The organism is Ligilactobacillus salivarius DSM 20555 = ATCC 11741 (genome assembly GCF_001435955.1).
Taxonomy (GTDB): Bacteria; Bacillota; Bacilli; order Lactobacillales; family Lactobacillaceae; genus Ligilactobacillus; species Ligilactobacillus salivarius.
In genome coordinates, this window is the sequence record NZ_AYYT01000003.1 from 1 (window position 1) to 14,713 (window position 14,713).

The following is a 14,713-nucleotide window of genomic DNA, read 5'->3' on the forward strand; positions in this document are numbered from 1 at the left end:
CGCCGGTTCAAATCCGGCTAGGACCGTGTGACTAATTTTTTTAACTATCCTTTTTAGGATAGTTTTTTTATTACATTACTTAATACACGGGATATTATGTATCGCTTTGAGTTTTATTTAATACTTTATTGTGATAAAATTTAATAGTTACAATCCATTCCCGAAAGGATTCGTTTTAAACGAAGATGCCTTGTAACCAAATTACTTATAATAATGGGGGAATTAAATTGACAGAAAAACACCTTTTTACTTCTGAATCAGTATCAGAAGGTCATCCAGATAAAATTGCAGATCAAATAAGTGATTCAATTTTAGATGCAATGTTAGAACAAGATCCTGAGGCAAGGGTCGCTGTTGAGACTACAGTAACTACAGGATTAGTAGTAGTAGTGGGTGAAGTTTCCACAACAGCACATATTGATATACAAAAAGTTGTTAGGGAAACTATAAAAGAAATTGGATACAAAAATGGTAAATATGGGTTTGATGGTGATAATTGTGCCGTCATAACAGCTATAGATGAACAATCTCCAGATATTGCTTTAGGAGTTGATAATTCTCTTGAAGTAAAAAATGGAGATGTAGATCCACTTGACCAAATTGGTGCAGGTGATCAAGGAATGATGTTTGGATATGCTATAAATGAAACACCAGAATTGATGCCATTGCCAATCTCACTTAGTCATCATTTAATGAAAAAAGTAGCTGAAGTTAGAAAAAATGGAACTTTGGCCTATTTAGGACCTGATGCTAAAGCACAAGTGACAGTTGAATATGATGACAATAATCAACCGTTAAGAATAGATACAGTTGTTTTATCTACACAACACGATGAAAATATTTCACTAGATCAAATTAGAAAAGATGTAATGGATCAAGTTATCACTAAAGTAATACCTGATAAATATTTAGATTCAAATACAAAGTATTTTATTAATCCAACTGGTCGTTTTGTAATAGGTGGACCACAAGGTGATGCTGGTTTAACTGGTAGAAAAATTATTGTTGATACTTATGGTGGATATGCTCATCATGGTGGTGGGGCATTCTCTGGTAAAGATGCTACAAAGGTAGATAGATCAGCAAGCTATGCTGCAAGATATATTGCTAAAAATATCGTAGCTGCAGGATTGGCATCTCAAGTTGAGGTTCAAATATCTTATGCAATAGGAGTAGCTCAACCAGTTTCAGTTTCCGTTAATACATTTGGTAGTGGAAAAGTTTCAAATCAAAAGTTAGTTGATGCAATTAGAAAAGTTTTTGATTTAAGACCTGCTGGAATCATCAAAATGTTAGATTTACGTAGACCTATCTATAAGAAAACTGCAGCATATGGACATTTTGGTAGAACAGATATTGATTTACCATGGGAAAAAACTGATAAGGTAAATGAATTGAAGAAAGAGTTAGATTTCTAAATTTCTCTTGAAATAGATATACTATTTTGGTATTATCATTGTAAATTATAATATGAACGTAGATAAGGAATAGTAGAGTCTATATTTTAATTTAAGAGAGTGCATGGTTGGTGTGAATGTACTAAATAGAGATTTGAACTCGCCTTAGATGTTTCTTCATTGAAATTAGTAGGTGAAGACGGTACTTTCCGTTAGAAAAGAAGAGAGCTAATCATTTGATTGGAATATAGGTGGTACCGCGAGTTTTTCGTCCTATACGGAATAGTTTTATTTCGTATAGGCTTTTTTTATCTACAGAAGTTTATTATTTTTTTGAAAGGATGGAAATAGATGTCATATAAGCATATTGAAATAGAAAAAAAGTGGCAAAGATATTGGGAAGAACACAAAACATTCAAAACAACTGAAGACGATGATAAAAAGAATTATTATGCCTTAGATATGTTTCCATATCCATCTGGGCAAGGACTTCATGTAGGTCATCCTGAAGGGTATACAGCTACAGATATAATGGCTCGTATGAAGAGAATGCAAGGATATAATGTTTTACACCCAATGGGATGGGATGCATTTGGTTTACCTGCTGAACAATATGCGTTGAATACAGGAAACTCACCACGTGAATTTACCAAAAAAAATGTTAATAATTTTAGACGCCAAATTAAATCTTTAGGTTTATCATATGATTGGGATCGAGAAGTTAACACGACAGATCCTGCATATTATAAATGGACTCAATGGATTTTTGAACAATTATATAAAAAAGGGTTAGCTTATGAAGCTGAAGTTCCAGTTAACTGGAGTCCAGATTTAGGAACCGTTGTAGCTAACGAAGAAGTTATTGATGGTAAAACTGAACGTGGTGGTTTTCCTGTTATTAGAAAGCCAATGCGTCAATGGGTATTAAAAATCACAGCTTATGCTGATCGCTTAATAGATGATTTAGATGATTTAGATTGGCCAGAAGCAATTAAAGAACAACAACGTAATTGGATTGGTCGTTCAGTTGGTGCAGCAATAAACTTTCCTGTTTCAGGAGATGAAAATACAAAGATTGAGGTATTTTCTACTCGTCCAGATACAATATTTGGTGTTGCAGCTTTAGTATTGGCACCTGAACATGAATTGGTTAAGCAATTAACAACTCCTGAACATGAAAATGAGGTAGAAGCATACATAGAAAAAATATCTCATAAATCAGATTTAGAAAGAACAGATTTAGCTAAAGATAAAACAGGTGTATTTACAGGTAGTTATGTTGTAAATCCTGTAAGTGGAGAAAAATTACCTATTTGGATTGCTGATTATGTCTTAAATTCATATGGAACAGGTGCGGTAATGGTTGTTCCTGCACATGATGAACGAGATCATGAATTTGCTCAAAAGTTTGATTTGCCTATCGTACAAGTTATCGAAGGTGGAGATGTTCAAAAAGAAGCATATACTGGTGATGGAGTTCATATCAATTCTGATTTCCTAAATGGTATGGATAAAGACGAAGCCATTGATGCTATAAATAACTGGCTAGAAGAAAATGGAGTAGGGGAAAAGAAAGTTAACTATCGTTTAAGAGATTGGTTATTCTCTAGACAACGTTACTGGGGTGAGCCTATTCCTGTAATTCATTGGGAAGATGGTGAAACAACTTTAGTTCCAGAAGATGAATTACCTTTATATTTACCTAAAGCAACAGATATTAAGCCATCAGGAACTGGTGAAAGTCCATTAGCTAACTTAGATGATTGGGTAAATGTTGTTGATGAAAATGGTAGAAAAGGACGTCGTGAAACTAATACTATGCCACAATGGGCTGGTAGTTCTTGGTACTTCCTACGTTATATAGATCCACATAACAACCATGAAGTAGCAGATTATGAAAAATTAAAAGAATGGTTACCTGTAAACTTGTATGTTGGTGGTGCTGAACACGCTGTATTACATTTATTGTATGCTCGTTTCTGGCATAAATTCTTATATGATTTAGGTGTAGTTCCAACTAAAGAACCATTCCAAAAATTGGTAAACCAAGGAATGATTTTAGGTTCTAATCATGAAAAGATGTCCAAGTCTAAAGGAAATGTAGTTAATCCAGATGATATTGTTGAACAATATGGAGCAGATACATTACGCTTATATGAAATGTTTATGGGGCCTTTAGATGCATCTATCCCTTGGAGTGAAGAAGGACTTGGTGGCGCACATAAGTTCATTAACCGTGTTTGGAATTTATTGATTGATGAAAATGACAATTTGCGTGATAGAGTAACTACAATTAACAATCATGATTTAGATAAGATATATAATGAAACTGTTAAGAAAGTTACAGAAGACTATGAGGCTATGCACTTTAATACTGCAATTTCCCAATTAATGGTCTTTGTTAATAATGCTTATAAAGCAGATTCATTACCATTGGAATATGTAGAAGGCTTAGTAAAATTGTTATCACCAGTTGTTCCTCATATTACAGAAGAATTATGGTCTAAGTTAGGTCATGTAGGTAGCATAGCATATGCTAAGTGGCCAACCTATGATGAAAGCAAGTTGGTTGAAGATGTTGTAGAAATTGTTGTTCAAATTAACGGTAAAGTAAGACAACATCTACAAGTATCTAAAGATGCTAGTCGTGAAGAATTACAAGCACTAGCTTTGAACGACGAAAGAATAAAACAAGAACTTGCGGATAAAGAAGTTAAAAAAGTTATTGCAGTTCCTGGTAAGTTAGTATCAATTGTAGTAGCAAAATAAAGTTTAAACATTAGTATTATTAAAAGATTCGTATTTCATGAGATGCGAATCTTTTTTATTATAGTCAATCTCTCTAACATATAATACTGAGAATTTACGAAGCACAAAAAGGTGAATATTTATGAAGAGAAAAATATATTTATTCGGAAGTATACTTGCTACTTAAGGAATTTTTTTATAAAATGGTAGTTACAATATAAAAATTTTCTGAAAATCCTAAATTATAAAGGAGATTTTACATGAAAAATGAATTATCTCGAGCTTTAACTCATCGGCATGTCCAGATGATAGCAATTGGTGGTGCGATAGGTACAGGGTTGTTCTTGGGATCAGGTTCAGCAATCCAAAAGGCAGGACCAGCTCTGATACTAGCCTACTTAATTGCGGGTATTTTTTGTTTTTTTATGATGCGTGCAATTGGTGAATTAATTTTATCTGATAAAAGTAAGAATTCATTTATCGAATTTGTTAAGGTATATATGGGAAGAGGATGGGAGTTCATTATAGGATGGACTTATTGGTTATGTTGGGCAAGTTTGGCAATGGCTGACTTAACTGCTAGTGGTATTTATTTAAGATATTGGTTTCCGAATCTTCCTCAATGGTTGACAGCATTGATAATCATTCTTGTTCTATTAATTTTCAACTTACTCAGTGTAGGATTATTTGGTGAATTAGAATCGTGGTTTTCTAGTATTAAAGTTTTAGCGATTTTAGCATTAATAGGTACAGGTATTATTTTATTGCTCACCCAGGCAAATGTAGGCGGGAATGAAGTTAGTATCATGAATTTATTTAATCATGGTGGCTTCTTTCCTAAAGGGGCAATAGGATTTATGGCAGCTTTTCCAATGGTTATATTTGCTTTTACTGGTATTGAAATGGTCGGTCTAGCTTCTGGAGAAACTGCTAATCCAGAAAAAGATATTCCACAAGCAATCAATACATTGCCTTTTAGAATAGGATTGTTCTATATAGGTTCGATGTTCGTATTGATGTGTATTTATCCTTGGAATGAAATTGTTACAACTTCTAGTCCATTTGTGCAAGTATTTAATGGAATTGGTATCAAATTTGCTGCTGGAATTATCAATTTTGTAGTATTAACAGCTGCATTATCAGCATGTAATAGTGCGATTTTTAGCACAAGTAGAACTTTATTTGTTTTGTCACATAGTGGTCATGCACCTAAATCTTTTGGTCAAACTAATAATCGGAGTATCCCAGTTAAATCATTGTTATTCTCTTCAAGTTCATTATTTTTAATAGTTATATTGAATTATGTACTACCTAAGAGTATTTTTGATATTATTTCTGGTGTAGCAACAGTTAGCTTTGTTTTTGTATGGATTGCATTAGTTTGGTGTCACTATCAATATCGAAAAAATAGCCCAAATAATAATGAAAAAATTTTTCCGATGCCATTGTATCCGGTAAGTAATGTTATAACAATAATCTTTTTTGTTTTAGTATTAGTTTTATTAACTTTTAATACCAATACATTAATGTCACTTATCTTTTCAATAGTTTGGTTTGGAATTTTGGGAGCAATATATTTCTTTAAAGCTAGAAAGTAGTTTATAAAGCTGGTTAGAATTATCCTAACTGGCTTTTTTAAATGCTTATTTGCAGTCATTAGTAAAATGATTTAAAATTAATGGGCTAAGTATTTTTTGGAAGTAGGAATTACATAAAAATGAATGATAATAATGAACAAATAAAAAAAGATTTAGAAGAAACTTCTTCTAAAGAAAAAATGTTGAAGGGCTCAGCTTGGATGACAGCTGGGAGTATTTTTTCTAGAATTCTGGGAGCAATTTATATTATTCCATGGGCAACTTGGTTTGGAGTTAATTATTTACAAGCAAATGCCTTATTTACTAAGGGATATACTGTTTATGCATTATTTTTGATGCTGTCTACTGCTGGAATTCCATCTGCAGTGGGTAAACAAGTTGCACATTATAATTCTCTTAATGAATATGGAATCGGTAGGCGATTATTTAAGCGAAGTTTAGGTGTAATGATGTTTTTAGGAATTATCAGTGCAATGATTTTGTGGTTTATTGCACCATTAATTTCTCAAGGGGATGCAGCAGTTATTCCTGTATATCGTTCTTTAGCAGTTACATTGCTTTTAATTCCAGTAATGAGTTTAACTAGAGGCTTTTTTCAAGGATATTTTGATATGGCTCCGTTCGCTATATCACAATTAGTAGAACAAGTTGCTAGAATTGTTTATATGTTAGCAGCAACATATCTAATTACTCAGGTGTTACATGGAAGTTACCAGAGCGCAGTAGTTCAATCAACTTTTGCAGCATTTATAGGAGCTGTTGGTGGCTTATTAGTTTTATTATGGCATTATTGGCGAAAACGACCAACTATGAATTATCTTTTAGCTCACAGTAATAATAAACTAGAAGTCTCTGATAAGAGATTAATAAAGGAAATATTGTATCAATCGATACCTTTCATCATTATTGGATCAACTACAACTTTGTATAATTTATTTGATCAATTTAGTTTTCCAACAATTATGAGTTTTGTTACTGATTATAGTACTAAAGAAATTAATGCATTATATGCTTTATTTGCGGGAAATGCCAATAAATTGATAATGATTACTATTTCAGTTGCTGCTGCGATGGCTGACACTGCAATTCCATTATTGTCTCAAGCTGTTACAAAAAATGATAATGAAGAAGTTTCAGCTGCTTTATTAGATTCGGTAGAATTATTCTTTTTTGTAATGTTACCTTGTTCTTTTGGAATGGCTGCAGTTTCTAGACCACTATATGTTTTATTTTATCCATATGATTATACGGGTATCTTTGTATTAGCCTTTTCATCATATATAGCTTTAGCATTAGGCTTATTTATGGTTTTAGCAGCTTTACTTCAAGGAATATATGAAAATACAATAGCAATTAAATTTGCGGTAATTGGAATGATTGTCAAAGTTATAATACAATTCCCATTAACAGCATTTTTACATGTATATGGTCCTTTAGCAGCTACAGGTATAGGAATGACCGTAAGTAATGTATTAATTTTTAGATACTTGTATTTCAAATATAATTTAAATATTAATAAATTACAGAAAAATACTAATATGATGATGTTATTTAGTTTATTTATGTTTATTGTAGTACTCGTTATATCATTTGCTTTAGGAAAAGTAACAAATACATATAGCAAATTCCAATCCACCATTGTGCTAATAATTGGAGCCGGAATTGGAGGATATATTTATGCTTTCTTAAGTTTGAAGGCAAGACTAGCTGATGATATTTTAGGTGCTAGAGCTAACTTTTTAAGAAGAATATTGAGAATTAAATAGCGTGATGTATATGAGATTAGATAAGTTTTTAAGTCAAACAGGAAAGTTCACAAGAGCGGAAGCAAAAAAGGTTATAAAGGCTAAGAGAGTAAGGTTAAATGGTGAAGTTGTCAAAGACGGAAAGATAAAAATAAACGAAGACTCAGATAAAATTTTTTTAGATGGGGAACTTTTAGCTTTGAATAACAAAGAAGTATATTATATGTTAAATAAACCTGCAGGAGTTGTGTCAGCTACTAGGGATGATAAAGATAAGACGGTAATTGATTTAATAAATTTTCCTGGGAGAAAAGAAGATCTGTTTCCTGTAGGTAGACTAGATAAAGATACAACAGGATTATTAATTATTACAAATGATGGAAAATTTGCTCACAACATTATTTCTCCTAAAAAACACGTATCTAAAACATATGAAGCAGTAGTTACTGGAAAAATATCAGAAAAAGAGGTTAAAATATTTTCTCAAGGCATGGAATTGGCCAATGGGGATAAATTACAGCCTGCACAACTTGATATAATATCTTATTCTGAGAAGGATGATACTAGCAAAGTTAGAGTTATCATTCATGAAGGAAAATATCACCAGGTTAGACGAATGTTTGGAGCGGTGTCTCAAAGAGTGTTAGAACTAGATAGAGTAAAGATAGGACTACTTGAATTGGACGATACTTTGGAAAGAGGAGAATATAGGGAGTTAACAGAAAAAGAATTAAATTTAATAAAATAAGGAGAAGAGGACTAAATTTGTCCCTTCTCCTTATTTTTGTTCAGAAATAACTTTCAACATCGTTTTTTGAATCTTTTTAATAATATCTGTTGGTAATGTTACATAGTATTTATGAGATAAGTTTTCAGCTATATAGCTGTGTAAATAAACAGCTGCGTTAATTCTTTCATCTAGTGAACTTTCCTTAAACTGTGTGATAAATGCAGCTAGGATACCGGTTAAGATATCTCCCATACCACCAGTTGCCATAAAAGGGCCACCGATTGTTAAATTATCAATAGTTCCTGATTGATGATAAATAGTAGTATGGTGTTTTTTTAAAATAACAGTAGCATTTAGCAATCTTTGTTTTTGTAAGTTGATGTCATCAATTTGTTTATCTATAGGAATACCAGATAGTCTTTGCCATTCCATTTGGTGAGGAGTAAAAATAATTTTTTTATTGTTAGCAATCAATTCTTTTAAGGAATCATTTTCAGATATGAGAGTGATTGCTGAACCGTCAATTATGCAAAGTTGATTATCAGAGATATTACTTAATGTAACTTCAAGAACTTCTTTAGATCTATTATCAGTACCTAATCCAGGGCCTACAACTACTGCATCAGCCGTTGAAATAGCAGTTGTAAGAGATACCTTATCAAAAAAATTAATAAACATTGCTTCTGGTACGACGGAATGTAGTGAAGATAGATTTTCTTTATTAGTTGCGACAGTAACTAACCCAGCGCCAGCATGAACGGCAGCTGAAGCAGCCATAATTATAGCTCCACCATAGTTAATATTTCCGCCAATGAGTAATACTCTACCAAAATTACCTTTATGACTGTTAGGTTTACGTTTTTTAATGACCTTTTGTAAAATATCAAGTGTAATCTCCATAAATAGTACACCAGCCTTTTTTTAAGATATAATTATTATAATTCAAAATTCGTTTATTTTGAAAAAATTATGCTATTATTAAATAGTAAACATTTTTTAGGAGATGAATTATAGAATGGCAATAGATTGGAAAGCAGAAGTTGAAAAAAGACGAGATGATATTCTCGAAGATTTAAAAACAATGCTTCGAATTGAAAGTGTACGAGATGAAAGCATAGCAACAGCTGATGCACCTTTAGGACCTGGACCTAAAGAAGCTCTAGATGCTTTTTTGAATATTGGTAAACGTGATGGATTTGAAGTTGAAGAATTTGATGGTATGGCTGGACATATTAAATTTGGAGATGGTAAAGAAGATTTAGGTATTCTAGCACATGTTGACGTAATGCCAGCTGGTAAAGGTTGGGATACAGATCCATTTGATCCAGTTATTAAAGATGGAAAATTATATGCTCGTGGTGCCTCTGATGATAAAGGACCAAGTATGGCAGCATATTATGGATTAAAGATTGTTAAAGAATTAGGATTACCAGTTAAAAAGAGTGTACGTTTTATTTTGGGTACTGATGAAGAAAGTAGTTGGAGAGGAATGACTCACTACTTTGAAAAAATGCCTAAGCCAACAATTGGTTTTTCACCAGATGCATTTTTCCCAATTATCAATGGTGAAAAAGGTAATTTCAGTATGCTTGTAAAATTCGATGGTAAAAATGGTGATGAATTAAAATTATTATCCTTTGATTCTGGTTTACGTGACAACATGGTTCCACGCGATGCGGTAGCCATTGTTGAAGGTAATGATCTTGAAAGTATAGCTGCTGATTTCAAGCAATATGTTGCTGAAAATAGTGTTTTAAGTGGCGATGCAGAAATTAAAGATGGAAAATTAGAATTATCCTTAATTGGTAAGGCTGCTCATGCACAAGAACCACGTAATGGCGAAAATGCAGGAACTTACTTAGCTGTATTCTTGAATAAGTACAATTTTGCTAAGGATGCCAAGGGATACTTAGCTTTTGCTGCTGAATACTTACATCAAGATTCACGTATGGATAATTTTGGAATTAGCTATACTGATGAAGTAATGGGTGATTTAACTATGAATGCTGGTATCTTTACATTTGAAGCTGGCAAAGGTGGAGAAATTACTTTGAACTTCAGATATCCTAGAGGTATTGATGATGAATATGTATTCAATGCTGTTAAAAAGGCAGCAACTAAATTAGAAGCTGTTTCATTTGAAAAGAAGGAACATGCAATGGTACCACATTATGTTTCACCTGAAGATCCATTGGTTTCAAAATTATTGGCTGTTTATAGTCGTCAAACAGGTCAAGAAGCTCATGGCATGGTTGTCGGTGGTGGAACTTATGGTAGATTGCTAGAACGTGGTGTAGCATTTGGCGCTATGTTCCCAGGTGTTGAAGACACAATGCACCAAGCAAACGAATTTATCCCAGTAGATGATGTAATGAAAGCTGCTGCAATCTATGCAGAATCCATCTATGAATTAATCAAAGACTAATTTAAGAGAACTCCAAAATAGTGATTAGACTATTTTGGAGTTTTTTTGTATATAAAATCTATCTCTTATAAGTTAAGTTAAAAGCAAAGTATGATGAAGAAAAATATTAGAAAAAGCAAGATATTAAAATCTAGATATAGGACCAATTTTTTAATTTATTCAAAATAATCGTTTTCAAAATCAGAAATTGCAGAAATTAAAAAATTGGTCCTGTGTAGAAAATGAAAAAATAGAATTAACCGAAAATAAAATTTCTATATAAATAAAATTGTTATGGTTTATAAAATTTAGTATTATAGTTTATGACGAAACAAAAGTTTTAATACTATATAGAGAAGGATAATGGTATAAAAGTGAGATATTTAGGCAATAAAACAAGACTATTGAGTTTTATAGATAGTGTAATAGAAAAATATAATATTAAAGGAGAAGTTTTTGCTGATTTATTTGCAGGAACTGCAGCAGTAGGAGATCATATGAAAGATAAATATAGAATATATTCAAATGATTTCATGTACTATTCTTATGTATTTAGTAAAGCTAAATTAATGAATAAAACTCAGCCAAACTTTTTAAAGTTTAAACAAAATTATGATAGTAATCCTTTTGATTGGTTAAATAAAAGAAAATATAAACCAAGTGATCATTACTTTATTTATAATAATTATACACCAAAAGCCGAGAGAAAATTTTTTACTGAAGAGAATGCATTAAAAATAGACGGCATGAGAATAGATATTGAAGAATTATATCGAAAAAATATTATCTTTGAAGAAGAGTACTTTTTTTTATTAGGTTCTTTGTTAGAAAGTGTAACAAAAGTATCTAATACTTCTGGGACATATGAAGCTTTCTTTAAATTTTGGGAATCTAGAGCAAATAAAGAATTTAAAATTGAACCATTAGAAATGAAAAGTAGTAAGACGATTAATAGTGGGAATCTTTCTTTTAATGAAGATACAAATTTTTTATTAAGATATATTTCAGGCGACATAGCCTACATAGATACGCCATATACTATTACACAATATGCATCAGCATATCACGTGTTGGAAACTATAGCTAGATACGATTTTCCTAAAATCGCAGGTAAAACTGGTAGGAGACAAAATGGTAGAAAGATGTCAGATTATAGTCGAAAACAAAAAGCAAAAGAGTCTTTTGAGGATATGTTTAGACAGATCCAATTTGATCATATATTAATAAGCTATAGTAATCAAAGTTTAGTTCCAATTGAGGAGTTAATAGATCTTGCACGGCATTTTGCAGTTAATGGTGAAGTAAATATTGAAAGAGTACCTTATAGGGAATATAGAAATTTAAATTCTAGTAAAAAAAGAAATGGACAAGAACTCTTTGAAGTGGTAATTTACTTTAAAAAAGATAGAACACTTGTTAAATCTCCATTAAATTATTCGGGAAGTAAAGATACGTTATTGCCGTCTATTTATAGAGAATTACCAAGACATGTAGGAACATTTGTTGATGCTATGGGAGGAGCTTTTAATGTCGGAGCTAATGTAACAGCACTTAATACCGTTGTATACAATGAATTCAATCCTTTTATTTTTGAAATTATAGAAATGCTGATGAATAGTGATAAAAAAGAATTAATAGGAAAAATCGAAAGAATTATTGAATCAAATAGTTTAGATAACAAGAAAAAAGATGAATATTTAGCTTTTAGAAATAAATATAATAAACTAGAAAAAAAGGCTATAAATTTATTTATATTACACATGTTTTCTTTTCAAAATTTAATAAGATTTAATAGCAAATTTGAATTTAATACACCTGTAGGTAACGCTGGATATAATGATAACTTAAGACAACGAATTTTAGATTTTTCTCCTAAGACACCTAACTTAATTATGCGTAAAGGAAGCTTTGAAGAAATTGATTATACAGAGTTTGAAAAGGGGACAGTTTTTTATTTTGATCCACCTTATTTAATTACTACAGCGGAGTATAATGATGGAAAACGAGGATTAAAAGGATGGAATTCAGAATTAGAAGCAGAGCTATTGATGTATTTATCCAAGCTAGATAAAGCTGGATATTATTTTATGCTTTCAAATGTAATGGAACATCAGGGGAAAATAAATAATTTACTTAAAGAATGGGTGGATAATAATAGTTTTAATATTGTGGAAATAGGAAAAACTGGAAGTAGATATCCAAGAAGTGAAATATTAGTTAAAAATTTTTAATGGAAAGGAGTTTTTTTTATGGGGGCAACTATTTTATTAAATAAAAAATTAAAAGAAGCATGGATTGGAGAAAATAAGGGAAAAAATTCAGAGATAAAAGAAAATAATAATTTGAAAGCATTAAGAAAAAAAGAAATAATAAATATTGAAGAATATTATCAGAAAATATTGGAAAAAGTAAATGAAAGAAATTCAAAATATAATGTTGATAGTATAAATTTTGTAGATGAACCACTTCCTTTTTTAAGTAAACAAGCCTTAAATGCCGGAAAGATTGTAAAATATGTCAAGGATGAGGAGAAAACATTAGCGTATGTATATATAAGTAATCCGAGTCTAGGTTCTAGGAATATTTTTGGTGCTCAACAACTATTTCCAGGTTTATCGTATCTTATTAATTATTACATTTCTTCCCCAGCATATGAATTTGCTAACTTACCAATTTATTTTATAAATGGAAGCATAGATCCTGTTACAGAATCTATGCAAGAAACTATAATGGCAATGAATTTAATGAATATACGATATATTCAATTATTTGATGACAATAAGTTGCCAGATGGAATATTTGAAGGGGATTTGATAAAATTTTCAAGATTCATTAGTAATGATACAGTTAAGAGACCACAGGGAATAATATATACTGACTTTTATGTGTTAGATTATAAAAATAAGAAAATAAAATTTACAACGTCAACTTTTAAAGAGGATAATATTAGTAGTTTTGGAAGCTCAGATAGATTTTTTGTAATAAAAGCCTATCCGGCGTTATTATTAGCAGATGAGGAAATGTATGATATTGATGTTACTGAAATACAACGTTTTTTATCTGTATATGGTAAAGGAAGAAATAATTTAGAACCATTTATTAGTTTCGCTAAAAAATTAAAAGAAAGAGAGAGATTTTAATGTCTACGCTACAGTTAATTTATTATGGTGCTCCAGGGACTGGAAAAAGTTATGTAGTAGATAAAAAGTTAAAAGAGCTGAAGATAGAAGAAAATCAAATATTTAGGGTAACGTTTCATCCAGAGTATACCTATTCGGATTTCACAGGACAATTACTGCCAGTTGTTAAAGATGACGAAATTACCTATGATTATCAACGTGGTATTTTCACTAATGCGCTTAGACAAGCTTATAATGATTTATCTAAACCGGTATTTTTGATTATTGAAGAAATGTCACGTGGAAATGTGGCTGCTATTTTTGGAGATATATTTCAATTATTAGATAGAAATGATAAGAATGTGAGCAGGTACCCTATTAGAAATTCTGTAATAGCTAAAGAAATTCCACAAATAGATGATAATAATGATGTGGTAAAGTTACCTGCAAATTTTAATATTCTAGGAACTGTTAATACTAGTGATCAAAATGTTTTTGTAATGGATACTGCATTTAAGAGAAGATTTGATTGGAGATATATTTCAACAGATCCTGTAAGAAATAAGGATGGTACATTGTTTGAAGAAGATAATGTTTTATTAAAGTTAAAATATGGTAGTAGGGAAGTGGAAACAAATTGGCATGAATTCTATATGAAACTTAATAGTTTTATAACAGATAGGAGACATGGTTTAGGTTTAAGTGAGGATAAACAGATTGGTCAATTTTTTATTCAATTTTCTAAGAAAATGCCTCAAGAGATAATAGAAGATAAGATAAAAAATAAGTTAATTCAATATTTATGGGATGATGTTGAATCAGCTTCATATGGAACAACAGTAAAATTATTTAATGAAGAAATAACAAATTATTCTGATTTATATAGAGCAATGGAAAAGGAAAAACAATTTTTTAGTGACACATTTTTAACTTATTTTGAAGCGCTCGAGTTACCTGATGGAGTTTTATAGA

General features: G+C 31.1%; 10 protein-coding genes, 1 riboswitch and 1 other annotated feature. Of the genes, 9 read left to right on the plus strand and 1 reads right to left on the minus strand.

The genetic code is table 11. The features are described from left to right. Positions 1–142 precede the first annotated feature (142 nt). A riboswitch (SMK box riboswitch) is annotated at positions 143–230 on the plus strand. From metK to FC55_RS02310, 5 genes are all read left to right on the plus strand, one after another. Then, the gene (metK, locus tag FC55_RS02290; RefSeq protein ID WP_034982396.1) at positions 228–1,418 is read left to right on the plus strand and encodes a methionine adenosyltransferase; all 1,191 of its coding nucleotides are present in this window, start codon (positions 228–230) and stop codon (positions 1,416–1,418) included. (Overlaps the previous riboswitch by 3 nt.) A gap of 50 nt (positions 1,419–1,468) precedes the next feature. After that, positions 1,469–1,676, plus strand: a binding site (T-box leader). A gap of 72 nt (positions 1,677–1,748) precedes the next feature. Next, positions 1,749–4,166 (plus strand): leucine--tRNA ligase, encoded by a 2,418-nt coding sequence (leuS, locus tag FC55_RS02295; RefSeq protein ID WP_003699717.1) that lies wholly within the window; start codon positions 1,749–1,751, stop codon positions 4,164–4,166. 239 nt (positions 4,167–4,405) lie between these two features. Then, positions 4,406–5,743, plus strand: coding sequence for an amino acid permease (locus FC55_RS02300; protein ID WP_003699718.1), 1,338 nt, complete (start codon positions 4,406–4,408; stop codon positions 5,741–5,743). 119 nt (positions 5,744–5,862) lie between these two features. Continuing rightward, complete coding sequence (locus tag FC55_RS02305) at positions 5,863–7,509, plus strand: putative polysaccharide biosynthesis protein (RefSeq protein WP_003699719.1); 1,647 nt, start codon at positions 5,863–5,865, stop codon at positions 7,507–7,509. Between the two features lie 10 nt (positions 7,510–7,519). Then, positions 7,520–8,236, plus strand: coding sequence for a pseudouridine synthase (locus FC55_RS02310; protein WP_003699720.1), 717 nt, complete (start codon positions 7,520–7,522; stop codon positions 8,234–8,236). A 30-nt stretch (positions 8,237–8,266) separates the two neighbouring features. Here the strand turns inward: FC55_RS02310 and FC55_RS02315 are convergent, their stop codons facing one another. After that, positions 8,267–9,118: an NAD(P)H-hydrate dehydratase gene (locus FC55_RS02315; RefSeq protein WP_003699722.1), complete on the minus strand. Its 852-nt coding sequence runs from the start codon at positions 9,116–9,118 to the stop codon at positions 8,267–8,269. A gap of 115 nt (positions 9,119–9,233) precedes the next feature. On the opposite strand from FC55_RS02315, the gene pepV reads away from it, so the two are divergent. The 4 genes from pepV to FC55_RS02335 all read left to right on the plus strand — a co-directional run bounded on the left by pepV (position 9,234) and on the right by FC55_RS02335 (position 14,712). Further along, the gene (gene pepV, locus FC55_RS02320; protein WP_003699723.1) at positions 9,234–10,643 is read left to right on the plus strand and encodes a dipeptidase PepV; all 1,410 of its coding nucleotides are present in this window, start codon (positions 9,234–9,236) and stop codon (positions 10,641–10,643) included. 353 nt (positions 10,644–10,996) lie between these two features. Then, positions 10,997–12,853 (plus strand): Dam family site-specific DNA-(adenine-N6)-methyltransferase, encoded by a 1,857-nt coding sequence (locus FC55_RS02325; protein WP_003699724.1) that lies wholly within the window; start codon positions 10,997–10,999, stop codon positions 12,851–12,853. Between the two features lie 18 nt (positions 12,854–12,871). Beyond that, on the plus strand, positions 12,872–13,762 hold the full coding sequence (locus FC55_RS02330; RefSeq protein ID WP_003699725.1) for a hypothetical protein: 891 nt from the start codon (positions 12,872–12,874) through the stop codon (positions 13,760–13,762). Further along, the gene (locus FC55_RS02335) at positions 13,762–14,712 is read left to right on the plus strand and encodes an AAA family ATPase (RefSeq protein ID WP_003699726.1); all 951 of its coding nucleotides are present in this window, start codon (positions 13,762–13,764) and stop codon (positions 14,710–14,712) included. Before FC55_RS02330 ends, FC55_RS02335 begins: the two co-directional genes overlap by 1 nt. Position 14,713: the final 1 nt, after the last annotated feature.

Coding starts and splice junctions, on each gene's coding strand:
- leuS (WP_003699717.1), top strand. CDS start 1,749: ATGTCATATAAGCATATTGAAATAGAAAAAAAGTGGCAAAGATATTGG.
- FC55_RS02300 (WP_003699718.1), top strand. CDS start 4,406: ATGAAAAATGAATTATCTCGAGCTTTAACTCATCGGCATGTCCAGATG.
- FC55_RS02305 (WP_003699719.1), top strand. CDS start 5,863: ATGAATGATAATAATGAACAAATAAAAAAAGATTTAGAAGAAACTTCT.
- FC55_RS02310 (WP_003699720.1), top strand. CDS start 7,520: ATGAGATTAGATAAGTTTTTAAGTCAAACAGGAAAGTTCACAAGAGCG.
- FC55_RS02315 (WP_003699722.1), bottom strand. CDS start 9,118: ATGGAGATTACACTTGATATTTTACAAAAGGTCATTAAAAAACGTAAA.
- pepV (WP_003699723.1), top strand. CDS start 9,234: ATGGCAATAGATTGGAAAGCAGAAGTTGAAAAAAGACGAGATGATATT.
- FC55_RS02330 (WP_003699725.1), top strand. CDS start 12,872: ATGGGGGCAACTATTTTATTAAATAAAAAATTAAAAGAAGCATGGATT.
- FC55_RS02335 (WP_003699726.1), top strand. CDS start 13,762: ATGTCTACGCTACAGTTAATTTATTATGGTGCTCCAGGGACTGGAAAA.